A 26,388-nucleotide genomic window follows, 5' to 3' on the forward strand; every position below is an offset into this window, starting at 1 on the left:
TATTTCTTTGCAAATCAAAAAAATACTATGAATTTAATTTACGATCCCTGGCCGTGGTATGTGGCCGGACCTTTAATTGCAGGTACCATGTTTGTACTACTTTATATAGGTAAACAGTTTGGTATGTCATCCAACCTTAGAACTATGTGCTCTATTGGTGGTGGTGCTAAATATGCTGATTTTTTCAAATTCGATTGGAAGGCGCAACGTTGGAACTTAGTTGTTGTCGTAGGTGCTGTTATAGGCGGATTCATAGCTTCTGAATTCATGTCTAACAATACCGTAAAGATAAATCCCGATGTTGCCCAACAGCTTTCAACGGACTACGGAATTGAAAGTGCGGGCGAGGCATATTTGCCTCCAGAACTTTTTGCAACTGAAAACCTTTCTGATCCTTTTGTTTTAGCGGTGTTGATTTTAGGCGGATTCATGGTTGGCTTTGGTGCTCGTTATGCGGGTGGCTGTACCAGCGGACACGCGATATCCGGACTAAGTAATTTACAACTGCCTTCTTTAATTGCCGTGATCGGTTTCTTTATTGGTGGTTTGGTTATGATTCACCTTTTATTCCCCCTAATTTTTAGTTAATATGAAATATTTAAGTTATTTGACCATAGGTATATTTTTCGGTATCATCATGTATAAATCTGAAGCTGCATCATGGTTTCGTATTTATGAGATGTTCCAATTTGGGTCTTTTCACATGTACGGAATCATTGGCTCTGCTCTTGTTTTAGGGGTAATTGGTGTTCAGGTTATAAAAAAATATAATATCAAGGCCATTGGTGGAAAAGAAATGAACTTGCACCCAAAAAGAAAAGGTGTTACCAATTATTTAGTAGGCGGAATCATTTTCGGTTTAGGATGGGCTTTAGCAGGTGCTTGCCCAGGACCAATGTATGTACTTGCCGGAGCTGGTTATCTTTCCATCTTAATCGTTATTGCCAGTGCTATTTTAGGTACTTTCATATATGGCGTTTTAAGAGATAAACTACCACATTAAAAATACAGATTTAGTTTTCGGTAGATAATTTTGGTGACAGCCATAACCACCCTACCCCTAACAAAAACAATATATAGAACAGCATAAGAGAAATAGGACGGTTAACCATAACCGTCCTATTATCTTTAGGATCATTACTAAATTGTTTTTTGTTCGCAGCTATCTTTTTGGAAGCTCTTAAAGATTGCCAATCGTTGACATCATACACATAATAAGAAAATGATGTAGTGCTATCACCCTCCACTGCTAAGGTATTCCACCCTTTTTTCTTCGGATATGTCGTTGCCGAAAATTTAAAAGGAACTGCTGAATTCTGAAGCAACGGAACACGATTACCTTCATTATTTACCACCGACAATTCTTCTAAATTTGTTCGTAACTCAAATTTAAAAGGCTCACTTACTTTGGGAAATGCAGTTTGCGCTTCCCAATCGACCGCCTGTTCTTTTTGCTTTACAATTTTATCTAAAATTTGGGTCCATATTTTCGCATAAGCTTGCTCTTCTCCTTTTAAAAGCAACTGATAACTATTTAACAATGTTGTAGTTGCAACTCTACCTAAGCCCAATTGTTTGTAATAGGATAAATTTCCTAATTCATTAGCATTGATAGGGTTTAAAGCAAATGCATCATTGAACCGAAATGGATAATTTTCCACGGTTATGTTAGCATTCGGCAATTGAAATTCATTTCTACCATCTCTTTTAAAACCAAAATAAGAAGTTTTAGCCCCTAAATTAAAAAGCTTCTCACTTGGCTGTATAAACAATCCCAATCCGTTTTCACGAATGCTATTTTTAAAATTGCTCTTGACAGATTTTACAAAATTAAAATAGGTTTCCGTATCTACTATTACCGCATCATATTGCTTTAAAGATTCCGATGAAAATTGATATATCGGTGATGCCTTCGTATTAAAATATTCAAATTTATACTTGCCTTTGGTAAGCTGACTACGAACAGTTACTTCGTAACCCTCATCAGCCAAAAAGTTCTTTAGATATTTAGTTTCAAACGTAGGAAAAGTGTTTAAAATCAAGATACGCACCGGTTCCTTTTCTAGAATAGTTATGGGTATTGGGTTGGTCTCGATCCTATTTCCTAAACTATCTTTTTCCGCCAATTGATATACAAAATTACCACTGACCTTGGGTACTGCTTTCAATGAAAAATCAAGTATAGAAGCATCACTAAACCGAAGAGAATCCAGCCCATTTCCTCTCGAGTCTTGCAGTACCAAGAAAGAACTTTTTTTGGGTTGGTCGTATTTGCCCTCCACAATCAGGTCTTCACCTAAATTCAACTGCTGGGTGAATTTTAACCTTGTAATACCCGGTGGTACTTCATTAGGCAAATAGGTTGTTGGGATACTATCCAATTTATAAAAATCAAATTCTTCCAGACCATTTCCAATAACCAATACACTGGTTAAGGAATCTAAACTCCCACGAATCGATTTCTTAGGATTATATTCCAGTATTTCCAAGCCTTTATAAACTCGCTCTAAGCTGTCCTTTTGATTTTTAACAAACCCACTAGTCAAAAGAAGCCCTTGTTGCTGCTGCCTTTCCACCTCTTTCGTAGGCTCTAAAACCATACACATCAAAGCAAGCACAGTTACGAATGCAACGACACTATTTAATACAAATCTGCCACTGCTTCTTGTAATCCATTCCTTGAAAACGAAAGCTACAAACACCAACAAACTACCCAAAATAATGGGTATCAACAATTCTTGCTGTAAAAATGAGAAACCATCAATCATACACTTCCAATTGTTTTAGAAATAGTGAATTGATTTCGTCTACATACATTTTTTTCGCACCGGGCTTTTGTGGCGTATCCGGTAAAGCCAATAACAAGCCTTTTTGCACAAACCGATAATTCTCGAGGGTTCTCCCTGTATTGTTCTCAATACTTTTTAACCCTTGTAACACCTGTAAATGCTTACCAGGATTGTCTATTGCCAATTGTGCCAGCTCATTGCCTGCAGCGGTGAAAAGGGCGGTATCATTCTCGTTATAAACCCCTTCTTTTTGCATCAATTGTTCTAATCGGCTAACTGCTTTTTCAATGGCTTCAAAAGGTTGTTCAGCCTCTTTAGACTCGTTCTTACTGTAATTTTTAATATCCTTTATTTCACCGGTCAACCTACTATCTTCTTTTATAGGTGGTGGATCAAAACCTATGCGATGTACATAAATACGGGCACTGTTTTTTATTTCTTGTATTAGTTTTAAAGCATCATACTGAAATGGCAAGGACTTTTCGGGCTCATATAGCCTTAAATACAGTTCGGCATCCCACATAATGCTTAATGCCTTTCGCAGTTTTGTTTTTAGTGATTCTTCAAATAAAGTGGATTCTTCTGGATTATCATGATTATGGAGGTAATCGTGCAAGGGATCTTCAGGTTCGGAATCATTTTTATTTTCGTGCTCATGTTGTTCTACCAAATTATGCTCATTATCACCATCATGGTCATGCATAAATTCTTTTAACATACTTTCTTGATCTTCAGCATGATCATGGTCTTCACCTTCTTCATGACTTTCGATCTCGGCAGGCGCTTCTTCCATCTCAGATTCATCGCCCATAAACTGACCGTATTTTAAACGCAACGCTTTTTGGTCAAACCCGAGTTCATTACTTCTCGACTTAAATTCTTGAATTGAAATGGTGGGTTTATCCTTTATTAATTTCTCGGTATCTATAATCAGTTGTCGCTGACTTCTAAAATAATCAGGCATTTGGTCTACGCCTAAAGTTCCTTCTACACCAAATTGCTCACCAACTGTATCTTTAATCACAGCGAAGTACGTTTCACTACGTGATACATTTCGTTTAGGTCGTTTTTCATCAAACGCTTCTATATAAAAATATAGCTCGTCGCCCATTTCCATATTTATGGCATTTAAATCCAATGTTTTTGTTGCTCGTACTGATTTCGTTCCTTTTGAAATGGTTTCCTTAAAACTTAATTTCTCTTCCCTGAACTTCACCGATTCTCCCGATCCTTTACTTACGGTTGCTATGATATAGGCTTCATCAATTCCGAAATCATCGGTAATTGCACTTTGTAGTTCGACAACCTTTTTGTCTGAAAAATCAAAATAGGTATACTGCTCCAATCCTAAAATCTCTATTTCTGGCGGATTATCTGGTATCGCTTCCAACGAGAATAAATCGGATGTAAACTTCGTTCCTTCTTCATTTTTAAATTTGAAGCTGTAAAAACCCGAAGTTGTTAATGGCAATTGAATTTGGTACCCTAAACCGACTTTCCGTAAAGGCTTTAATTCTCCCATCATATCCAATACCGGGTCATTGACCGTATGATCAAATTGAAGTTTCCACTGTACTGTTGATCCTTTTACCGCCTTAATATTTGGTTCTTTTGTAGTTGTACTGCCCAATCTGGTATAAGAGGGATACAGCACTTTAATTTCTTGTGTTTCTATTTTTGGAACTATGCTTTTACCTTTTAAACTATCCGTTGCTATAAATTGAATTTGTTCTGAATCATTGGGATTATTCAACACTTGATCAACCCCACTGAATACTTGTAACTTATCAATTACGAACCCAAGTATTACGCAGCCTAACAAAACTAATAGCGCTTGTTTTATGGCGTTTGGCGGAGTCAAAGAACCCAACTTACCAGAAAGTTCTTGAGCAACTTTATAACGTTGTAATTTGGCTAGATTGGATAACGAATCTTCTGGTTGCAATAGGAGTCCGCTACTAAAAGACGCTTCTGAAACATGGGCATCAACATATATGCTTGTGGAATATAAATTATGCTGCCAAGGTTTTTTTATCAGTATAAAAAGTAACAAACCAATGAGGAGCGACACCAAGCTAATCACTACATTTTTAGTAATAAAATAACATAGCACCGCAAAGCCCAAGGCATACAATACAACCTCAGCATATGACAATAACTGCCATCGCTTCTGAAATTTCATCAAGTGTATTTTGCCCGATTCCATTACTGTTTGCGTTTATGTGCCACAAAGCGTTCTGCCAATAACAATGCAAATAAGACCAACCATAAATACGGATTCACATTCCAGCTTGCCAATTGTTTTTGCTTCTTTTTACCAGGTGTATAAGTGGTTTCCAATTCTGATGCCGTTACAGATCTATGATCTACTTCTGCCAATAGCCGTTCTACCTCGCTGTTTACATCTAAAACGCCCAGCAACTTCTCTGTTAACCGTTCTGATACTGCATTTTCTGAGTTGATATGCTTGGTAAAATAAAATTTGTTATCATCTTCCCCAACAGTTATGATGGATTGCGCCATTGTATCTTCTTTCCAAACTAAAAGCTTCTGATCAGTTTTTGGATATTGCTTATTACTCAACCAAATAACTACATCGGCTTCTTTGTTTGTAAAATCGTCAATATCTGATTTCGTTTCCACCATAATTTCCCTATCCAAGTAAACAGAAAGTGCTTTTAAGGCTGCTTCTACATATGTTTTATCGGCTGTTAGACTATCGGTATATATTATAGATACTTCGATTGGGTCTTGAGTAAACACTGGTACGGATTTACTAGCTCCATTCTTAGAGACCACAAGACTATCACCCTGTGCATTAAGTGCATATTCACTTCCTAGCGTTATTAGCTCATTGCTGATTTTTGTTTCATCAGAAGCGCTCCTTGCCGCATACAATTGTAATTGGTTTTCTTTATTATAAGCTAATAATGGATGTTCTTTTGGTAAGGCGGAGTCGATTACTATCCAATTAATATGATGTTTGGTTTCTGGTCTTGCTCCTTTTAATCCGCTTGCCAATCCGGTTGTAAAAACAACAATGCTATCGGTATGTAAACCATCCATTTCAGATGCTAATGCCCAATAGTCTTGTACATCATGTTCATTTATTGTTTGCTCTTCGTTTTCTATGAGTGGTAAACCATTTTTAAAAAGTCTTATTTCCTGACTTTCACTTAATTCATTAAAACGGGACATGAAAGAAAACTGCTGCGCAAGTTCGGGTTCCACCATATAGGTGAGGGTCTTGTTACTCACTTTTGCATGCCATTGCGGTTTTGCCATCAGTATAACCAACAGCGAAATAATACCTATGCGTAACAATAACAACCACCACTCATTCAATTGAATGCTGCTAGATTGCTTCGATTTTGATTCTGATAACAATTGAACGCTGCCAATTTTTATGGTCTTTGCCTCTTTCTTACTCCATAAATGAATTACTATTGGAACCAAAAGTCCCAATAAAGCCCATAAATATGAAGGATGTGCAAATGACATACTAATTGATTCTTTTTCGTTGTTTTAAAAATAATTGAAGCGCTTCCCCTAATGGTGTATCCATTCTAAAAACATGGTGATCTATTCCGTTAGACAGCAATTCTTCCTTGATTTTTTTTAGCCTTATCTCCAGCGCATTCAAGTATTCGGTTTTAGTCTGCTTCGTATCCACCTTTATTCTTGCCCCTGTTTCCCAATCTTCAAAAGTGATATTAGCACCGTAATTGAAATCCATTTCCGCAGCACCCATAATTTGCAAAACCACTACTTCGTTCTTGGCGGATTTTAATCCCTTTATAAATTTTGAAATCTCTTCACCGGTTTCATACATATCCGTCAGGAAAAAAATCAGTTCCTTCCCTCCTCTGTTGGGTATGCGTTTATTTGAAATATGGGTTTCGGGCCACATGCCGGTATTTGAGAGATTGATGAGTTCTAGCAGCAATCTGTTATAATGCTTTTTATCTGCCTTGGGGTAAATACTGACCACATCACTTTCATTTAAAGCAAAAAGTCCAACAGCGTCACCTTGCTTATGAGCCATGTATGCTAATGTAGCTACCAAGACGCGTACAAAATCAACCTTCGATAAGTCCTTTTCTTTATGCAGCATTGAAGCACTGGCATCGACAATAAACTTAATGGTTACCTGACTCTCAATTTCCGATTGTTTAATATAGTACCTGCCCGAACGTGCCAGCATTTTCCAGTCCAGCAATCGTAAATCGTCGCCGGGTTCGTAACCTCTGTACTGACTAAACTCCATACCAGGACCCACACTGGCACTTCTATTTAAACCAGATGTAAAGCCCTCGACCACAATACGTGATATCAAGGAAAGTCCCTCAACCGTATTGATGACCTCTGGTTTTAATAAATCGTGATAGTCCTGTTTTGCCATGTACTCGGTAATGTAGCGTTGTTTATTTACCTTTTATTTCAATAGCATTTAATAAATGCGTAGCCACTTTATCTGATGTTATAGCTTCTGCTTCTGCTCTAAAATTGACCAAAACCCTATGGCGAAGTACTGGCAATGCAACTTCCTTAATATCATTTAAGGTTACCGCTAACCGACCTTCTAACAATGCATTAGCCTTTGCGGTTAAGATCATTGCTTGACCTGCTCGCGGTCCTGCGCCCCAATCTACCCAGTCTTTTACATAAGAATCCGTAGTGGTTTCTGGTCGTGTTGCCCGTATAATATCACTAACAAAACTAATAAGGGCATCACTGATCGATACTTCACGTACCAATGCTTGCAAGCGTACGATATCTTCGCCTGAAATAACTCTATTTAGCTTCTTTTTAAAAGTTCCCGTAGTAGCTTTTAGGATGGCTTCTTCGTCCTTCTGCGTAGGATATCCAATTTTGATGTACAGTAAAAACCTGTCTTGCTGAGCTTCCGGCAGAACAAATGTCCCTGACTGTTCAATAGGGTTTTGTGTCGCTAGAATAAAGAACGGTTTATCTAACGGATAGGTTTTATCTCCGTAGGTTACCTCAAACTCTTGCATCGCTTCCAGTAAGGCAGCTTGAGTTTTTGGCGGTGTACGGTTAATTTCATCCGCCAGGATAATATTGGAAAATATAGGTCCCTTGTTGAATTTGAAGAACTTTTTACCTGTGGTATGATCTTCCTCCAAAATTTCGGTACCGATAATGTCCGAAGGCATTAAATCGGGTGTAAACTGTATCCTTTTAAACTTTAAATCGATTGCGTTTGCCAATGTCCTGATCATTAAGGTTTTTGCCAAACCGGGCACTCCTTCTAACAAAGCATGACCACCGGCTAAAAACGTAATCAATAATTGCGATACGGTTTCTTCTTGACCTATAATCACCTTTCCTATTTCTTGCTTTAAGGCATTCAATTTACCGGAAAGCATTTCTACCTCATCTGCAATGCGTTGTAATTCTTTATCCATTCAAAAATGTGTTTATGAGGTTAGGGCGTACATGACGATGTTTACCCCAAACCGTGTATTGTCTATTTTGTACCAACGTTTATTTCTAAAATCATAATCCCACTCGCAGCCGTAATCTTTATTACTGTACAATACCCCTATTCTTCCATTGATAACAATTGCCTTTAAATAATCATGCACCAAATCATCTCCCCAGCCGTTCAGCTCTTGTGATGTAATTGGCGGACCGTCTTCAAAATCAAAGAATATGGTATAGATTTCGTGGTCGTTGGGTATTTTTTTTAATGCGGATGGACCAAATATTTCTTCCATTTGCCTTTCAAAAGATTTAGCGAACAACCCGTCTATATCATGATTGCAATCATCTGCGAAAACAAAGCCTCCGTTGCGGACATATTTCTCAAAATTCTCTTGTTCCTTTTTGGTAAATTCCACCAATTTATGTCCTGAGATATAGCAAAACGGACTCTTAAAAATATCATCGCTGGCGAGGGTGATTATCTTTTCTTGGGTGTCAACTTTCAAGGTTGTATACTCCACCAATGAATTTAACAAGTTGGATGGCATACGCTGATCCACATCCCAATCGCCGGATTCATACTGTAATCTCGTAAAGAAAAATTCGTTGCTCAAGGGCAAGTAATTAGTGTTTTTATTCCGCTTAAAAAAGAAAACTGGTTGTTGTGAAGTGTCACAAACAACCAGTTTCTAATGTATTATTATTGATTAAACCGCATCTGAAAGACTGGTAAACGTAAAGTCGCGCACTTTCATATAGGGTATTAAATTACCATTGATACGTACTTGTTTTCCAAGGGTTTCTAGATTGTTTAACATGATGATCGGACTCTCATTAAACCTGAAGTTTTTTACAGGATATTTAATTTCTCCGTTCTCTATGTAAAAAGTTCCGTCCCTTGTAAGTCCAGTATACAATAAAGTCTGTGGATCCACACTACGTATGTACCACAAACGTGTTACTAGAATTCCTTTCTTAGTACTCTTGATCAAATCTTCTAAACTGGCATCGCCACCGGTCATAATCGCATTCGACGGAAAAGGAACTGGCTCAACACCTTTCTCTTTCGCCCAGAAACGATCATAAGCCAAGTTTTTAACAACTCCGTTTTCAATCCAACTTGTCTTTTTTAAAGGTTGCCCTTGTCCGTTCCAAGTTGCTGTAGGTACTTCTGGATTCAACGGATCAGAATAAATATTAACGCGTTCGTCAACTATTTTTTGACCTATTTTATTTTTACCATCTGCAGCAGACATAAAGCTTCTGCCTTCATCAGCCGAACGGGCATTCAAAGAACGGAACATATTACGTAACAAATCTGCCGATGCAGCTGGCTCTAATATTACCGTATATTTACCAGGCTCAATAGCTTTCGCTTCTCTAGAAAGTACTGCCTTGTCGATTGCGGTTTTTGCAGCTTCATCAGCATCGAACTTATCAACATCGTTAAAATCTCTTTTGACCCAGCCAGAACCGGTACCGTCATTGGTACGCATGGTAACGGTAAAATCAACATCCGTAGATTTATTGTAAGCGAACAAACCCTTAGAATTGATCATGGCGCTAAACCCTGCCGAGTCATTTAAAAAACCTGCTGCAGTAACATCTTTAGCATCTGCAGGCACAATACTGCTGCTCGCTACCTCAGCTCTGTATTCTGGAGTTATATTGGCGGTAGATTCACTAAACGTTATTGCCTCATCATACTCTTGCGGACCTAGAGGTTCCATAAATTCTGGATTCTCAGGTGAAAGTTGTGCCAATTCCTCTGCTCTTCTAACGACTTTTTCCAATGATGCGTCATCAAACTCATCTATTGTTGCCGTACCCGATTTTTTACCAAAACTAGACTGTACCGCCAGACTTTGGTTAGAACTGAATCCTGCCGTAGATACTGTATTACGTGCATACCTGATATTTCCGCTGTTATAACCACTTAGATTTATCTCGCAGGTATCGGCTTTGGAAAAGCTCAACGCCTTCTCCAATATTTTTTTTGCTTCTTCTTTTGTATAAATTGCCATTGTTGTCCTTTTTAAGGTGAACCAATTAAATGTTTCTACCAGTGTTAATTACGTTTACATCATTGAACCTGGCAGTAGAACTACCATGGGATACAGCGCTTACCTGAGAAGGCTGCCCTTTACCATCGAAGAATGTACCGAACAAACGGTAATCATCTTTATCGCAAATCTTAACACATGAATTCCAAAATTCTTGGGTATTACTTTGGTAAGCTACATCTTCTAACATACCTACTATTTCACCATTTTTGATTTCATAAAATACAGTTCCACCAAACTGGAAATTATAACGTTGCTGGTCAATAGAATACGATCCACGACCTGCTATATAAATACCTTTTTCTACATCCTTTATCATTTCTGCAATAGAATACTTTTCTTTCCCCGGTTCTAAAGAAACATTGGGCATACGTTGAAATTGAACATCGTCCCAACTTTGTGCGTAGCAACAACCATGAGATTCCTCTTCTCCGATCATATGCGCTTGATCACGTATGGCTTGGAAATTTGTCAATACGCCGTTTCGTACCAAGTCCCACTTCTTGGCTTTCACACCTTCATCATCATAACCAACAGCGCCTAAGGAACCGACTTGAGTCTTGTCCGCAACAAGGTTTACAATATCACTACCATATTTAAAGTTGCCCGATTTTAATTTATCCAATGAGGCAAAACTTGTACCTGCATAGTTGGCTTCATAACCCAATACACGATCCAATTCCAATGGGTGACCCACAGATTCGTGAATAGTCAATCCAAGGTGATTCGGTTCTAATACCAAATCATATTTACCGGCATCAACAGATTTTGCGGTCAGTTTTTCCTTTGCCTGTTTAGCCGCGATAGTGGCATCTTCCACCATATCGTAGCTGTTTCTGTATAATCGTAATCCTGCCGGACCATCTATTTTCTCAGATTCCAATCCGTCTAAATACTCATAGCCCATACCTACGGGCGCACTCATATTTTCCCTAGTTTTAAAAGTACCTGCAGATTTATCAACTGCGGTAACTCTCAAAGTAGGCCATAAACGGTGAATGTCTTGATCTATATAGGAACCATCTGTAGAAGCAAAGTATTTTTGCTCGTTAACCATGAACAAGGCGGAGTTCACAAAGTTTGCCCCATTATCCAAAGCAGCGGCATTTGCACTTAACAAAAGATCCACCTTTTCCGAAACAGGCACTTCTTTAAAATCTTTCTTTATAGGGGTTTTCCAAGACACCTCTCCGTATGCGTTTACGGGAGCCAACTTCACCGGTTCTTTTTGAATTTTAGAGTTTGCTTTTGCAATGGCAACTGCCTGCTCGGTAGCTTTTTTAATACCGTCTTCAGTTACGCTATTGGTAGAGGCAAATCCCCATGTACCATTGGCGATTACACGAATACCAATACCAAAAGACTCTGTATTGACCACGTTCTGCACTTTGTCTTCCCTGGTGAATACATACTGATTTAAATACCTGCCTATACGGGCATCTGCATACGTAGCGCCCAATGATTTAGCGGTATTCAAGGCAACATCTGCCATTCTCTTTTTCACCAAGGCATCCATACCCGGTTCCAGTAGTGCCTCTGTCGGGATGTCGTTACCTAGCAATAATGACGGCATCATCAATGCTCCGGCACCCAACCCGGCGTACTGTACAAAATCTCTTCTTTTCATGTGTTAGTTTTAAATTGGTTCTTTATAATACCATATGAAACTCTAAAGAATAACATATATAGTGAGTTTTTTTACTTTGTAAATTCTCAAAATTTGATATTCTTGAGAATTAAAATCAACTAGAATAAAAGGGATACACCTTCACTTTCAATCCAATCCTCTAAAAATAGAAAGGGTTTTATAACATTTATGTTAATCTTAACATAAAATATAACTTTAGTCGCTGTTTTTGAGATTAATGTAAAAATGTATAGGTCCTTTTATTTTTTTCTTTCTTAAGCATCTAAATTAATCATAACCCAAAATTCTATAATCGGCAGTATGTTCATTATACTATTTTACGACTTAAATGATTGTATATATGATTGATATCATAGATAACCTCTTAAAGGCTATCTAAATTTAGGCCATTATTAAACGGGGGAATATCATGAGAAGAAATTTAACAGAAAATGAATGCAAAAAAGTATTGGAACAAAACTATATAGGACGTTTGGCCTATATTTCTTCAGGATTTCCACATATAGTTCCTATTACGTACTTCTATGAAAGAGAAAGTAATACCATATTAAGTTATTCCGCAGAAGGACATAAGATACAGGCCATGCGAAAAAACAATGCCGTTAGTATGGCGGCAGATGAAATTTCTTCTATAGAAAACTGGACATCTGTTTTGGTACAAGGTACTTTTGAAGAATTGAGCCGTATAGACGCAAAACATATGCTACACGTATTTTCCGAAGGCGTTAAGAAAGTGCTACTTAATATATACAACACACATCCAAAATATATCAGTGAATTTTCGGCTAAAATACATGCGGAAGATGCGCCCATTGTATTTCGCATCAATATTGATCATTGTATCGGAAAACTTAGGGAAAACAAGTAAGCATTTTAAACTTGACTTTTTTCATAGTTCTGCAGGCCATTAATTACTCTCTATTAAGAACCGCTTTTCAAAACTTTCTTTTAAAAACCTACGTGCGTCCATCAAAATACGTTCTACTTCGGCAAAATTGGTGCTCCTAATATGTGCTATTTCCTTTAAAGTAAAACCTTGATGTACAAAAAGCTCAAAAACAGTTCTCATTGCAGCATTCATTTTACCCAGTACCAAACGCATATGGCGCTCTATACGTTCTTTATTTAAGGTTTCATCCAATTTTGCCGCAAGTTCCTTTTCATCATCGGTTACAAAAACATGATCTAGGCTATAATCTCCTTTGTCATAGGAAGAATCATCCAGCTCTTCTAACATAACCAGGTCCCCATCACCATCCGTACTATAATTTTCTTCCATGGCATCCCACTCCGGTTTGGAGTATGAATCTATGTTATCAAAAAAAAGTTGGTCAAATTCCTCCTCTACCAAACTATCTTCCAGTAAACGATCTACCGTTTTAAAAAGAAATGTATGAAGTTCATCTGCATTACCAATCTCATACATATGATCATAGACCTCTATAAAAAGCTGATCGGCAAAATCACTGGGGTCAAACATATCTTTGTTCAACTTACCATTGGCCACCGCACTATTTAATCTTTTAGCAACGTACCTATAGATTTTAGGGAGTATTTTCATTAACTCATTGTTAAACGTTTCTTGATCATCCTTTTTTTTTAAGGATATTAAATTGGAATATGTCTCTTTTAAGAGAATACGAACATCGTTATTTACAGTTTCCATATGCTAGGATTAAAGGTTTAATAATACATTAAAGTTGCATCCGAATGCAGATAAATACAATGACAATTATCAGTACTTACAAATTCATTTTCATATAACTTGATGATTTTCAACCGATAAAGAACTACCTTGAAATCGTCAATCAAAAAACACCCATGAACACACCTAAGGATTTTGGAATTTCCGGACTTACGGATACGGAGGTATTGGCATCAAGAGCTAAACATGGTAGCAATAGACTTGACCACCAAAAGGTAAATAGCTTTGTGAACGCCCTTAAAAGTTTGGCCCAAGAACCTATGGTAATTCTTTTATTGGTTGCTTCTATTATCTATTTTATTACTGGCAATTGGGGTGACGGGTTATTTTTGTTTGCCGCCATACTACTGGTAGGTTCTATTTCGCTTTATCAAGATTCAAGAAGTAGAAAGGCTCTTAACAATCTTAAAAATCTTACGCAACCTAAAAGTAAGGTTATACGAAATGGTGAGATTATAGCTATAGCTAGTGAGGCACTGGTCATAGGCGATTATTTTATAGTAGAAGAAGGAAGCACCATACCTGCCGATGGAATTATACAGCACTCCAACGACTTTTCAGTGAACGAATCTATTTTGACAGGCGAATCATTGCCTGTATATAAAGACACTCATGCCACCATACCCAAAATTTTTACCGGTACCACCGTTGCAAGTGGACTTGCCATTGCGAAAATTACCGCTATTGGAGCTACTACCGCTTTGGGTAAAATAGGAAAAAGTCTAGAACAAATTGCCGTAGAAAAAACTCCGTTAGAATTAAAAATCTCAAATTTTGTGAAACTAATGTCCATTTGGGGAGGAGCGGTGTTTATCCTTGTTTGGATCATTAACTATCTGCGTTCCGGTGCCTTTCTTGATAGTTTATTAAAAGCACTCACTTTGGCCATGAGTATTCTACCTGAAGAAATTCCTGTGGCCTTTACCACTTTTATGGCCTTAGGCGCTTGGCGTCTTATGAAAATGGGCATTGTGGTAAAACAGATGAAAACAGTGGAAACACTAGGTAGCGCCACGGTCATTTGTACGGATAAGACCGGGACCATAACCCAAAACAAAATGGCTTTGGCCAAATTGTTTAGCCTAAAGACAAATGCTATTGTAAGTACCGATGAAAAACTGGCACAACAAGAAAAAGAACTCATTACCATTGCCATGTGGGCCAGTGAACCTATACCGTTTGACCCTATGGAAGTGGCACTGCACAATGCCTATAGTAAAATATCGATAATTGACGAACGGCCAAATTTTAGAATGGTCCATGAATATCCTCTTGGGGGCAAACCGCCCATGATGACCCATTTATTTGAAAATAAAGAAGGGAACCTGATCGTTGCGGCCAAAGGAGCGCCAGAAGCCATAATTAAAGTCTCTAACCTTTCGTCCTTGCAAAAAGAAAGTATACAGAAAACAATTTTTAGCCTAGGAAGGAAAGGATATAGATTATTGGCTGTTGGCCAAGGAATTTTTGAAGGAAAGAACTACCCTGTGCATCAACAGGATTTTACTTTTGAATTTAAGGGTCTTGTTGCATTTTACGACCCACCAAAAGAAAATATTAAGCAAGTATTACAGGATTTTGACAAAGCAGGAATTCAAGTAAAATTGGTTACGGGAGATAATGCAAACACCGCCATGGCCATTGCAAAACAAATTGATTTTATAGGCTATGAAAAATCAATGACCGGCGATGAACTCATGCAATTGACCGATCAGGAATTAAGGAAAAAGGTCAAGTATGTAAATGTGTTTTCCAGAATGTTCCCAGATGCAAAGCTCAGGATCGTAAATGCCCTTAAGGAAAATAACCAGATTGTAGCCATGACGGGCGATGGTGTAAACGACGGGCCTGCTTTAAAGGCTTCGCATATTGGTATTGCAATGGGTAAAAAAGGTACGGAAATAGCTAAAGAAGCTGCATCCTTAATCCTGGTAAACGATGATCTTTCCAAAATGGTGGATGCCATTGCCATGGGCAGAAAAATCTACACCAATTTAAAAAAGGCCATACAGTATATCATATCCATACACATACCCATTATCCTAACCGTTTTTATTCCGTTGGCACTGCGATGGGTATATCCCAATATATTTTCACCTTCACACATTATTTTACTTGAATTGATCATGGGACCAACCTGCTCTATCATATTTGAAAATGAACCGATGGAAAAAAATCTAATGAGCAAAAAACCTCGCCCCTTCTCTACCACTTTTTTTAACTATAAAGAATTAACCACCAGTATTTTACAAGGACTGGTCATAACTCTTGGGGCGTTGCTTATTTATCAATATTCTGTAAGCAGTGGCACTAATGAAAATACGACCAGGACCATGGTTTTTATGACACTGATCATTGCCAACATTTTTTTAACCTTGGTCAACCGTTCTTTTTATTATTCCATCTTTACTACCATTAGGTACAAAAATTCCTTGGTACCATTAATTATAGGCATCACCATATTGTTAGTGGTTTTATTGCTATACCTGCCCATATTGACTGACTTTTTTGAGTTTGAGCAATTATCCTTCTTACAAATAGGAATGGTTATACTAGCCGGTTCGGCATCTGTTTTGTGGTATGAATTGGTAAAATGGGGCAAACGAATATAATCCCGTTGAACTTATAATTTTTGACCATAAGCCAGATCGCCCGCATCACCTATACCCGGTAGAATATATCCCTTGGAATTTAATTTGGAATCAATGGCGGCTATCCATAAATGGGTGTTATCCGGAAAAACTTCCTCAACCTTTTTAATTCCTTCTTGCGAACCTATTACGGAAACAATATGAATGGTTACGGGAGTTCCATGTTCTTTTAAACCTAATAATACATTTTCCAAAGTGCTTCCCGTAGCCAGCATGGGGTCTGTTAAAATCAATATTTTTCCTTCTAGGGACGGTGCTGCAAAATAGTTAACGATTACCTCAAAATTATCGGAATTGTCTTCATGTTTACGAAAAGCGGATATAAAACCATTTTCCGCAGTATCAAAATAATTCAACAATCCTTGATGCAGAGGCAGCCCAGCCCTTAAAATGGAACAAATAACCAATTGTTCCTTGCTCAAGTTCATTTGTTTTGTGCCCAAGGGTGTTTCTACACTAGTGGAAGCATAGCTTAACGATTTACTCAATTCATACGCTAAAATCTCACCAATACGTTCAATATTCCGCCTAAAACGCATGGTATCTTTCTGTATATGCACATCACGAATTTCTGATACAAACCGATTAAGAACTGAATTTTCTTTACTTAAATCATGAATGGTCATAATGACAATTTTATGGAAAGGTAGTATTTACAAATATAAAACTTGAATATATCAAAATAACGGATTGATACATTCAAGTATTGACTTTCTTTAAGACAAGAATTTCTAGGCAGTGAGCATACCACCATCTATTAAGTGTGTACACCCGGTAATGTACTTACTCTCATCAGAGGCCAAGAAAAGGGCTATTTCCCCAATTTCCTTAGAGGTAGCATATCGCCCAAAAGGTACTGTTGCAGTAAAACCATCCTTTACCGTTTTGGGACTTTCCGGAGACACATCGCTTTCTATCCTACGCATCATATCATTATCAACCGGACCGGGATGTATTGTATTTACCCGTATATTTCTAGATGCATTTTCTATGGTCGCAACTTTCATGATCCCTACAACCGCATGTTTAGAAGCCACATACGCCCCAAGGTTGGCAAACCCCTTTAACCCCGCTACAGAAGATGTAATCATAACACTACCCCCATCCTGCATTTTTGGGATTATGTGTTGACAACCCAACCAAACGCCCTTTATATTCACATTAACGACCTTATCAAAAACATCTTCCGGATAATCAGCTATAGGCCGTGCAACCCCCTCAATACCTGCATTTACAAAAAAGATATCTATTTTCCCAAATGTACGTAGTGTGTCGTTCAAAAATTTAAGGGTATCCTCCTTCTTAGACACATCTGCTAATACAAAACGGATATTTTCATGGTTCAATTCCTTATTTAAAGTGGCCAAGGCATCCTTGTCCTTATCCACTAAAACAACCTTTGCTCCATGTGCTAAGAACAATTTTGCAGTGGCTACCCCTATACCTCCACTACCACCTGTAATTATTGCTACTTTATCTTTTAACCTATCCATATCTAAGATTTAATATTATCGATTATTCACTATTGCATATTTATAATATCAATGTTTTCTAAACATTATTTCCAACCTTGATAATAAAATCAATTCCGACTTATTTTTACCGGCATAGGCATTTGCAATTGTTCTTGCCATAGCCAATACCGATTTTTTGATTTTTGGGGTAAACAATTCTAAATGTTCCTTATAAAAAATTTTGAATTCTTGAAGGCATTCCTCAGATAATTTATCATGTTCCATACACCAATCATACGTGGTCTCAATCCAAAATGCTGTATTAAAACTGTTTTCCTCGTCAAAATCATCCCTTTGTAGCCAATTATTGGTAATTAATGACCTCATTTTATTGGTTTCCTTTGTGTGTACCGTACCATCTCCAATAGCCAGGGCATAAAATAACTTTCCTAAATTTTTATATAGCTCCAGACCCAGTGTTTGAGTGTTCAACATTTTTATAAGATTATAATTAGAAGGAAGAAAAATAGACATATATTATCCCCTTTACTATGATAATTATCAGTTAAGGATTATATTTAGAAATGAACGTTTTTGAAAAGGATAGTAATATTTTCCAACTACTATCAGAAGGAATTTCCGAAGGAATCATCTTGGTAAATACCTCCCAAGAAATTGTAGCCACCAATTCCTCTGCCGAGGAAATGTTTGGTTACAAAAAAAATGAACTTATAGGTAAAGCGCTAGAGTGTATTATACCAAGGCGCTATCATCATAAACACGGAGGTCACTTTTCAAGCTTCATGAAAAAAAGCGAAAAACGGAAAATGGGCCATGGTAGGGATTTAAGCGGATTAAGGAAAAACGGTGAGGAATTTCCGGTAGAGGCCGGTCTTAACCCATTTACGCTCTACGGCCAATCCTACGTTATGGCTTTGGTCACGGATATAACCGAGCGCAAGAACTACACCTTAAACCTTGAACAGACCGTTAAGGAGCGTACCAAGCAATTAACCGATGCCCTAGAGAAGGAAAAAGAACTCAACGAACTTAAAACACGTTTTTTATCCTTAGTTTCCCATGAATTCAAAACACCCCTGAGCAGTATTTTAACCTCTGTGACCCTATTATCAAAATACAAGGAAAGTACCCAACAGGAAAAACGAGATAAACATGTAAATACTATAAAGTCCAAGGTAAGGCAATTAGACACCATACTAAACGATTTTTTATCTGTTGAACGTTTGGAACTTGGTAAAGTAAAATACACCATTGAAGCTTTTCCTTTAAGCAGGGTCATAAATGAAGTGGTCTATGATGCCAATATGCTATTAAAAACTGGACAGCAGATACGGTACCCTGACAATGTTGATGAAGTGGTTGTAACATTCGATGAAAAAACATTGGCACTTGCCCTATCCAATTTATTACAGAATGCCATAAAATATTCTCCGGAGGAAACCACTATTAAAATTATTTTTACCATTACGGATGATAACTTTATAATTCAAGTTGTGGATGAAGGTATAGGAATTCCAAAAAAACAGCAAAAACATATATTTGATCGGTATTTTAGAGCAGAAAATGCGCTTCTTAACCAAGGTACGGGCATAGGTTTAAACATATCCAAACAACATCTTGAAAACTTAGGGTCCACACTATCTTTCGAAAGCCAAGAAAACGTAGGTTCAACATTTACCATTCAAATACCCAAAACTATTAAAAGCACTACCCAATGAAAACCGTTTTACTAATAGAAGATGACAATATTTTAAGGGAAAATACCGCAGAACTTTTAGAATTATCTGGATATGAAGTTATTACGGCCCCCAATGGAAAAATTGGAATAGCAACGGCCAAGGAAAAAAAACCACATATTATTGTATGTGATATCATGATGCCAGAGGTTGATGGGTATGGAGTATTGAATGCGCTTTCTACCGATGAGACTACCCAATATATCCCATTCATTTTTTTATCAGCCATTACGGAGCACAAAGCCGTTCGCAAAGGAATGGACCTTGGTGCTGATGATTACTTAACCAAACCTTTTGAGGAAGACGAGCTTATTAGCGCCATTGAAAGTAGGTTGGCAAAATCCAAATTACTTCAGCAATTAAAAACGAATACCAAAGAGGCCGTTAATGACCCAGATGCCATTGGTAACCTCAACCAATTAAAGAATTTTTTTGATGATAACGGAGAAATTATTAAAATCAATGAAGGGGAAACCATTTATGAAGAAGGGGCGCGATCTACTTATGTATACCTTATTTTAAAAGGAGCCGTAAAGTGCCATACCATGGATGAAGATGGTAAGGAATTGATTACTACGCTATATCATGCCGATGATTTTCTTGGTTTTACATCCTTAATGGACAATAGTGCAAATCAAGAATCTGCCACTGCCCTAGAACCGGTAGAGTTAGCTGCGGTCAGTAAAGAACAGCTACACCAAATTGTTTCTGAAAACCATACCATACCCTTAGAGCTCATGACTCTTTTATCTGATAACATTTCTGATATAAAGCATCAACTACTACAAATGGCTTATAGTTCCGTACGAAAGAAAACTGCCCAAACCCTACTACAGTTTGCCGAAGTCATGAACAATGATGCCTCTAAACCCATAAGGATTTCCCGTTCTGATCTAGCAAGTGTTGCCGGTATAGCAACGGAAAGTCTCATACGTACCTTATCTAGCTTTAAAAAGGAAGGCTTAATTGAAATTGAAGGTAGGAACATCCGTATAAAAGAACTTAAAGTATTACGTTACATTACCTAAAGTCTTCTAATTAGCACCCACTATACTTGCCTTATGATAATTATCATAGGTTTTCTTTTGGACCTCAAATACTTTTATGATGTCTACAAACAGAATACTTATGAAAAATATACTCATACCCACAGATTTCTCTAGCAATGCAGATCATGCCATTTCCTATGCTTTAAACCTGTTTAAGTGTGAGCGTGTTAATTTTTATTTCATGCATGCCTACGCAGATGAAGTATATGGACCGTTTCATAAAATAGATGATACCAATTTTGAAAAAGATAAAAAGTCCATTAAAAAATTAACCGATAGCAAGCTTAAGGATTTGGTGAGTAAAATTAGGGAGCGCACGCATAATCCCAAGCATATATATGAGGCTGTATCTTCTTTTGAATCGCTCGTAGATGCAGTCAATAATTTTTGTAACCTAAAAAATATTGACCTTTTAATTATGGGGACCAAAGGCAAGACAGATGATGCAGGCATTACCTTTGGTAGCAATACCATACAAGTTTTTAAATATGTGCAATGTCCGGTTCTGGCCATTCCTGATGAAATTGAGTACGAACAGCCAAAAAATATTCTCTTCCCCACAGATTATATGGTGCCCTATAAAAGAAGAGAGCTTAAACTGTTGGATAATTTGGTCGCCCAATTCAAAGCACAGGTCCATAGCCTTTATATATCGGATTTTGAGGATTTGAGTTTAAGACAATTAGACAATAAAAGATTCTTGCAAGAATCACTCCCCCATGCTCGAATGTCATTTGTGGTTACCCCAGTAAAAAATAGGTCCAAGGCAATAATGGACTATATACAAGAACATGATATTACCTTATTGGTCATGGTAAATTCCCGTCATTCCTTTATAGAAGATATGCTATATAGGTCCACGATAGATGAGATTGGACTTAAGCCTCCTGTTCCATTTTTAGTGATGCAAAATTTACCCCGATAACCTTAATAGTACAATCATGAAAAAAATTTTAGTTACAACAGATTTTTCAGAAAATTCTTGGAATTCAATTTTTACGGCTTTAAAAATGTATGCCCAAACGCGGTGTCATTTTTATCTTCTGCATGCCTATGAACCTTCTGCCCTAAATGTTATGGGTAGTAAGACCCAACAGCGTTTGGGGGTAATCTATGATTCTCTAAAAAAATATTCTGAACAGGAACTGGAAGAAATGTTCTCTTATTTTCAAATTAATCACAAAAATACCAATCACGAAATTACTACCATTTCAAAAGCGGGTTCATTGACAGATGCGGTAACCTCAATAATTACACAAAAAGATATTGACATAGTAATTATGGGCACACAGGGGGCTACAGGGGCAAAGGAGGTATTCTTGGGCAGTAATACGGTAAAAGTGCTTAAAACCGTTACCCATATCCCCATTATTGCCATACCTGCGGGTTATAATTTTCAGCGATTAAAAACGGTTATGTTCGCTACGGATTTTACAGTTCCGTTTAAGAAGAATGAGCTGGAACCCCTGGTAGAACTAACCAAAATATGGCAAGCAGGAATAGAGGTTGTACATGTGGCCGTGGAATTTGTTCTTAGCGATGAGCAGCAAATGAACAAGAAAAAACTTATTGAACATCTGCATGACTTTGACCTTAGATTTAAAAACATTCCTTTTGAGGTTAATGTTTCTACCAGTCTTAACAAATATATTGCCTATGATACTAGCAGTATTTTAGGAATTATTAGGCATCAACATACATTCTGGGAAAAGGTAATAGGAGAAGCGGTAGTTAACAAACTGGCATTTCATGCCAATGTACCGGTATTGTTCCTGCCCCAATAACATTTTAATCTTGACAGAATTTCAATAATATAAACAATGAAAAATATTTTAATCCCAACAGATTTTTCAGAAAATGCGTGGAATGCACTGCTATATGCCATTTCTTTTTTTAAAAAAACCCACTGTACGTTTCACATACTTAATGTAAATGCCATCAACACCAACGTTAGTGGAGAAACGGCTATGTATCTTGCCCCAGAATTATTAGAAGAAACGTTACTGGAGGAAAGTAATGAGAAATTAAAAATCTTGATCAAAAGAATTGAGCAACTACCGCTTAATGTAAAACATGAATTCAGTACACTGGCATGCTATGGTTTTCTAACCGATCATATAAAAAGGCAAGTGACGGAAAAAAATATTGATCTCATTGTAATGGGAACAAAAGGTGCCAGCGGATTAAAATCAGTTTCAATAGGTAGTAATACGGGAGATGTTATTACAAAAGTTCCATGTACGGTCATGGCCGTACCAGAACAAACAACATACCACAGTGTAAAGGAAATTGGTTTACCTTCAGATTTTCAATTAAAATACCATTATAAAATCTTACAAACCTTAAAAGATATTGTTTCTTTAAAAAATGCGTCTTTACGCCTTTTATTTGTTTCCTTGAGAAACGAACAACTAAGTCCTATACAAGAATGTAACAAGACATTTTTACTTGATCATTTTAAGGATATAGAATGTTCTTTTCATGTGGTCACGGGAAAGAAGATAGATGAATCTATTCAATGTTTTACGGAGAGTAGAAATCTGGACTTACTGGTCATGGTTGCCAAAAACCTAAATTTTTTAGAGCGTATTCTCTTTAGGCCTAACGTAGAGAAAATTAGTTATCACACCAAAGTGCCATTTCTTGTCATTCATGAAACGTAATCCCCATTATTGCTGGTCTATGCAGATTTCAAGCAAGTTCTGACAGTATTTTTTTAATTTCTACTTTATCCAACATACCTAAATGTCTCCATAGGGGTTCTCCATTTTTAAACAATAGTAATGTTGGAACACTTTTTATTTTATACCTACGCGCAAGTTTTTTCTTGATGTCCACATCTATTTCCAATAAATTAAATAGCCCATTTGTTTCGCTACGGATACTATGCAGAATAGTAGTCATTGTTTTACAGGGTAAACACCATGGTGCAAAAAAATGTACCAACGTAGGTATTTCTGAACTTATTTCTTTCCTAAACCCCATAATTAAAGCTTTTAAGTGTTTCAATATTAATAATATACAAAAAGCTAACAACTGACGAATATCATAACACAACTAATGGATACTACGTAATTTCATGTCATAAAATAAACATTATGACACGTATTTTGTTACCTACGGATTTTTCTACCAACGCCTTGAATGCAATAAGGTATGCACTTACATTATACAAGGATACCAAATGCACATTTTATTTATTAAATAGTTATATGCCCCCTGTATACCATACGGAATATCTGATGGGCAGCCCAGCTCAAATTGGGTTGGGCGATATTGTTCAGCAAAATTCAATGTCTGCCCTGGAAGAGCTAAAAAATCAACTTGTTAGTGATTTCAACAACCCCTTACATACCTTCATAACGCACACCGCCTTAAATGTACTTTCTAGTGAAGTAACCCGTACAGTTCAAGCAGAAGGAATAGATATGGTTATAATGGGGACACAAGGCGCTACCGGTGCAAAGGAAATACTGTTGGGTACCAATACGGTACATGTCATTAAAAATGCACAATGCCCGGTTATGGCCATACCTTCTGGTTTTGAATATGAAATACCGGAGCAAGTCCTATTTCCAACAGACTATGAAGTATCACTCAATGAGCAAGACCTATCACAACTAATTCATATTGTAAGGATACACGGCTCACTTATCAATGTTATGCATGTTCATACAGGCTACGACCTTAATCCCATGCAAAAGAAACACCAAAAACAATTGGAACTAGTATTACACAGAAAGGCATTGTTTCATGATGTACCCAGTAATGAAATCATAACCGCCATAAACGATTTTCAGTTAAAACAAAAAATTAATCTATTGGTCATGGTTAAAAACAAGCATACATTTTTTGAGCGCCTTTTCATTGAACCGGTAATAAAAAAGATAGGGTTTCATGTAAACATACCCTTTATGGTAATTCCTCAATTTTAAAACATGCAATCAAAAAATATCATAGTTGCTACAGACTTTTCCCATGAGGCCTATAATGCTCTCTTTTATGTTACGCAACTTTTCGCCACTGTGCAATGTACCTTTCATATCATTAATTGCTATAATGACCACAGTTCATCCTTAGGTTCTAGCAAAGGACTTTTTGTAACTAAAAAAGAACTCGCTGACCTACACCAAGTATCTCAGGAAAAACTTACCGAGACCGTTCATAAAATAACATTGGATACTGGTATTAAACATCATGATTTCCAAATGATTGCCAGTAAGAACACCCTTTTAAATACAATTTCAAAAACCTTGAAAAATCTTTCAGTGGACCTCATTGTGATGGGAAATAAGGGACAGACCGGTGCCAAGGAACTATTTATGGGAAGCAATACCATACAAATTGCAAAAACCATAACCCAGTGCCCTATTTTAGCTGTACCCAAAGAAGTTGACTATACACCATTTGAAAACATTGCATTTGTCACCGACTTAAAAAAAGGGTGTACGCGCAGCACCTTGGCCATGTTATTGACCATTTCTAAAATTACCAAAGCAGCTATCAATGTACTTCATATTAAAGAGTCTGAAATCATGACCCATAAGCAGGTTTCTAACAAAAAGCTCCTGCGGCTTTCATTTGCACAAACTCCTCATAATTTTGAAGAAGTCTTAAATTACGCGAACAAAGCTTCTATTATTCAAGACTTTTTATCTTCTAGAGACTTTAAATTCTTAGCCATGGCCTATCATAGAAAGAATTTTTTTGAACGTATTGTAACAGAACCCGTAATCATGGACTTAAGTATTTATGCCGCAGTACCTTTTCTAATTCTGCCGCTGAACGACTGATATATATCATAGTATACAATAGAAATGAACTATACATTTAAAAAACAATCTAACAGGTTTTACTATGGACAAGCGTATACTTATACCCACTGATTTTTCTAAAAATGCCTTAAACGCTATACGGTATGCAATAGACCTATATGCAAAATTGCATTGCGATTTTTATTTTCTAAATGTCTTTAGTGTTGAAACCTATACGAACACCAATTTAATAATGCCAGATGAAGACAGTGAAGTCTTTATCAGGGCAAAGGAGAAATCAGAAAAAAACTTCCTAAAACTCTTGGAATCCCTTGCTGCGCATGGCGATAATTTTAAACATAATTTCTTTACCATTTCTACCTATAACTTTTTATCCGAGGCTATTAAAAAAATCATAGCAGATAAAGATATAGAACTTGTTGTTATGGGAACACATGGCGCCAGTGGCTCTAAAGGCACCTTAATGGGTAGTAATACGGTGATGGCCATGGAAAAAATAAGGGAATGCCCGGTAATGGCCATACCAAGTGAATATTCCTTTTCCCCGCCTAGAGAAATTGTATTTCCTACAGATTACAAAGACTCTTTTAAAAGGTCGGAGCTCAGATATTTAATGGAAATAGCAAAAATGCACCAGGCCAATATTGCTATTCTTCACCTTAACAAGTCTATGGAACTTTCCCAGCTGCAACAGGATAATAAAAAATTATTACATGCTATTTTAAGTGAAGCCGAGCATGATTTCCATATACTACCTGAACGTAATTTAGCAAAGGGTATTCAATCTTTTGTTACGGAGAGAAACAGTGATATCATAGCATTCATCAATCACAAACACATCTTTTTCAGCAGTGTTTTCTCCAAACCTTTGGTGAAGGCTATAGGCTATGATTCCACCATACCAATTCTAGCTTTACATTGATGACATTATCATTCCTTAAGTCTATATACGTGTATACCTCATCCGTATTAAATACATACAGGGCTTTTGAACACTAATGATCAATATTCTACTATATATTAATAATGCCGTTACCCCTTTTGGATAT

Annotated in this window: 25 protein-coding genes; 12 read left to right on the forward strand and 13 right to left on the reverse strand. The window is 37.1% G+C overall.

Annotated elements, in window-relative coordinates; genetic code table 11:
* The first annotated feature begins 27 nt into the window (after positions 1-27).
* A complete protein-coding gene (locus tag ABVM52_RS01100) occupies positions 28-588 on the forward strand; it encodes a YeeE/YedE family protein (protein WP_405382863.1) in 561 nt (186 codons plus the stop codon).
* Between the two features lies 1 nt (position 589).
* Positions 590-1,003 (forward strand): DUF6691 family protein, encoded by a 414-nt coding sequence (locus ABVM52_RS01105; RefSeq protein WP_405382865.1) that lies wholly within the window; start codon positions 590-592, stop codon positions 1,001-1,003.
* Between the two features lie 10 nt (positions 1,004-1,013).
* Here the strand turns inward: ABVM52_RS01105 and ABVM52_RS01110 are convergent, their stop codons facing one another.
* From ABVM52_RS01110 to ABVM52_RS01145, 8 genes are all read right to left on the reverse strand, one after another.
* Positions 1,014-2,768: a hypothetical protein gene (locus ABVM52_RS01110; RefSeq protein WP_405382867.1), complete on the reverse strand. Its 1,755-nt coding sequence runs from the start codon at positions 2,766-2,768 to the stop codon at positions 1,014-1,016.
* Entirely contained in the window at positions 2,761-4,971 is a 2,211-nt protein-coding gene (locus tag ABVM52_RS01115; protein WP_405382869.1) for a tryptophan-rich sensory protein, read from the reverse strand. Before ABVM52_RS01115 ends, ABVM52_RS01110 begins: the two co-directional genes overlap by 8 nt.
* A 23-nt stretch (positions 4,972-4,994) precedes the next feature.
* Positions 4,995-6,290, reverse strand: coding sequence for a BatA domain-containing protein (locus tag ABVM52_RS01120; protein ID WP_405382871.1), 1,296 nt, complete (start codon positions 6,288-6,290; stop codon positions 4,995-4,997).
* A gap of 1 nt (position 6,291) precedes the next feature.
* The gene (locus ABVM52_RS01125) at positions 6,292-7,191 is read right to left on the reverse strand and encodes a DUF58 domain-containing protein (RefSeq protein WP_405382873.1); all 900 of its coding nucleotides are present in this window, start codon (positions 7,189-7,191) and stop codon (positions 6,292-6,294) included.
* A 22-nt stretch (positions 7,192-7,213) separates the two neighbouring features.
* The gene (locus ABVM52_RS01130; RefSeq protein ID WP_405382875.1) at positions 7,214-8,218 is read right to left on the reverse strand and encodes an AAA family ATPase; all 1,005 of its coding nucleotides are present in this window, start codon (positions 8,216-8,218) and stop codon (positions 7,214-7,216) included.
* Positions 8,219-8,230: 12 nt separating this feature from the next.
* Complete coding sequence (locus tag ABVM52_RS01135) at positions 8,231-8,851, reverse strand: DUF4159 domain-containing protein (RefSeq protein ID WP_405382876.1); 621 nt, start codon at positions 8,849-8,851, stop codon at positions 8,231-8,233.
* A gap of 93 nt (positions 8,852-8,944) precedes the next feature.
* Positions 8,945-10,261, reverse strand: a complete 1,317-nt coding sequence (locus ABVM52_RS01140) for a TldD/PmbA family protein (protein ID WP_116769510.1) — start codon at positions 10,259-10,261, stop codon at positions 8,945-8,947.
* 25 nt (positions 10,262-10,286) lie between these two features.
* A complete protein-coding gene (locus ABVM52_RS01145; RefSeq protein ID WP_089259949.1) occupies positions 10,287-11,927 on the reverse strand; it encodes a TldD/PmbA family protein in 1,641 nt (546 codons plus the stop codon).
* Between the two features lie 430 nt (positions 11,928-12,357).
* On the opposite strand from ABVM52_RS01145, the gene ABVM52_RS01150 reads away from it, so the two are divergent.
* The gene (locus tag ABVM52_RS01150) at positions 12,358-12,816 is read left to right on the forward strand and encodes a pyridoxamine 5'-phosphate oxidase family protein (RefSeq protein ID WP_405382879.1); all 459 of its coding nucleotides are present in this window, start codon (positions 12,358-12,360) and stop codon (positions 12,814-12,816) included.
* A 39-nt stretch (positions 12,817-12,855) separates the two neighbouring features.
* Here the strand turns inward: ABVM52_RS01150 and ABVM52_RS01155 are convergent, their stop codons facing one another.
* Positions 12,856-13,614 carry an RNA polymerase sigma factor gene (locus ABVM52_RS01155; protein ID WP_405382881.1) on the reverse strand — a complete coding sequence of 253 codons (759 nt, stop codon included), beginning with the start codon at positions 13,612-13,614 and terminating at the stop codon, positions 12,856-12,858.
* 155 nt (positions 13,615-13,769) lie between these two features.
* Between ABVM52_RS01155 and ABVM52_RS01160 the strand changes: the two genes are divergently transcribed.
* A complete protein-coding gene (locus ABVM52_RS01160) occupies positions 13,770-16,265 on the forward strand; it encodes a cation-translocating P-type ATPase (protein ID WP_405382883.1) in 2,496 nt (831 codons plus the stop codon).
* An 11-nt stretch (positions 16,266-16,276) separates the two neighbouring features.
* Here the strand turns inward: ABVM52_RS01160 and upp are convergent, their stop codons facing one another.
* The 3 genes from upp to ABVM52_RS01175 form a co-directional block, all read right to left on the reverse strand.
* Positions 16,277-16,930, reverse strand: a complete 654-nt coding sequence (upp, locus tag ABVM52_RS01165) for a uracil phosphoribosyltransferase (RefSeq protein WP_405382885.1) — start codon at positions 16,928-16,930, stop codon at positions 16,277-16,279.
* A 105-nt stretch (positions 16,931-17,035) separates the two neighbouring features.
* The gene (locus ABVM52_RS01170; protein ID WP_405382887.1) at positions 17,036-17,797 is read right to left on the reverse strand and encodes an SDR family NAD(P)-dependent oxidoreductase; all 762 of its coding nucleotides are present in this window, start codon (positions 17,795-17,797) and stop codon (positions 17,036-17,038) included.
* Positions 17,798-17,845: 48 nt separating this feature from the next.
* Positions 17,846-18,292 carry a hypothetical protein gene (locus tag ABVM52_RS01175; RefSeq protein ID WP_405382889.1) on the reverse strand — a complete coding sequence of 149 codons (447 nt, stop codon included), beginning with the start codon at positions 18,290-18,292 and terminating at the stop codon, positions 17,846-17,848.
* A 50-nt stretch (positions 18,293-18,342) separates the two neighbouring features.
* Here ABVM52_RS01175 and ABVM52_RS01180 point away from each other — a divergent pair, with 50 nt between their 5' ends.
* From ABVM52_RS01180 to ABVM52_RS01200, 5 genes are all read left to right on the forward strand, one after another.
* Positions 18,343-19,497, forward strand: a complete 1,155-nt coding sequence (locus ABVM52_RS01180; protein WP_405382891.1) for an ATP-binding protein — start codon at positions 18,343-18,345, stop codon at positions 19,495-19,497.
* Positions 19,494-20,543 carry a response regulator gene (locus ABVM52_RS01185; RefSeq protein ID WP_405382892.1) on the forward strand — a complete coding sequence of 350 codons (1,050 nt, stop codon included), beginning with the start codon at positions 19,494-19,496 and terminating at the stop codon, positions 20,541-20,543. Before ABVM52_RS01180 ends, ABVM52_RS01185 begins: the two co-directional genes overlap by 4 nt.
* A 100-nt stretch (positions 20,544-20,643) precedes the next feature.
* Positions 20,644-21,489, forward strand: coding sequence for a universal stress protein (locus ABVM52_RS01190; protein WP_405382894.1), 846 nt, complete (start codon positions 20,644-20,646; stop codon positions 21,487-21,489).
* 16 nt (positions 21,490-21,505) lie between these two features.
* Positions 21,506-22,348 carry a universal stress protein gene (locus ABVM52_RS01195; protein WP_405382897.1) on the forward strand — a complete coding sequence of 281 codons (843 nt, stop codon included), beginning with the start codon at positions 21,506-21,508 and terminating at the stop codon, positions 22,346-22,348.
* A 36-nt stretch (positions 22,349-22,384) separates the two neighbouring features.
* Positions 22,385-23,227 carry a universal stress protein gene (locus ABVM52_RS01200; RefSeq protein WP_405382899.1) on the forward strand — a complete coding sequence of 281 codons (843 nt, stop codon included), beginning with the start codon at positions 22,385-22,387 and terminating at the stop codon, positions 23,225-23,227.
* 28 nt (positions 23,228-23,255) lie between these two features.
* Here ABVM52_RS01200 and ABVM52_RS01205 read toward each other — a convergent pair whose 3' ends face one another.
* A complete protein-coding gene (locus ABVM52_RS01205; RefSeq protein WP_405382901.1) occupies positions 23,256-23,549 on the reverse strand; it encodes a thioredoxin family protein in 294 nt (97 codons plus the stop codon).
* Positions 23,550-23,662: 113 nt separating this feature from the next.
* On the opposite strand from ABVM52_RS01205, the gene ABVM52_RS01210 reads away from it, so the two are divergent.
* The 3 genes from ABVM52_RS01210 (at position 23,663) to ABVM52_RS01220 (ending at position 26,261) form a co-directional block, all read left to right on the forward strand.
* Positions 23,663-24,499 carry a universal stress protein gene (locus ABVM52_RS01210; RefSeq protein ID WP_405382903.1) on the forward strand — a complete coding sequence of 279 codons (837 nt, stop codon included), beginning with the start codon at positions 23,663-23,665 and terminating at the stop codon, positions 24,497-24,499.
* A gap of 3 nt (positions 24,500-24,502) precedes the next feature.
* Entirely contained in the window at positions 24,503-25,357 is an 855-nt protein-coding gene (locus ABVM52_RS01215) for a universal stress protein (RefSeq protein ID WP_405382905.1), read from the forward strand.
* Positions 25,358-25,421: 64 nt separating this feature from the next.
* The gene (locus ABVM52_RS01220) at positions 25,422-26,261 is read left to right on the forward strand and encodes a universal stress protein (RefSeq protein WP_405382907.1); all 840 of its coding nucleotides are present in this window, start codon (positions 25,422-25,424) and stop codon (positions 26,259-26,261) included.
* The last annotated feature ends 127 nt before the right edge of the window (positions 26,262-26,388 follow it).

Source organism: Maribacter sp. LLG6340-A2 (assembly GCF_045057105.1).
Lineage (GTDB): Bacteria > Bacteroidota > Bacteroidia > Flavobacteriales > Flavobacteriaceae > Maribacter.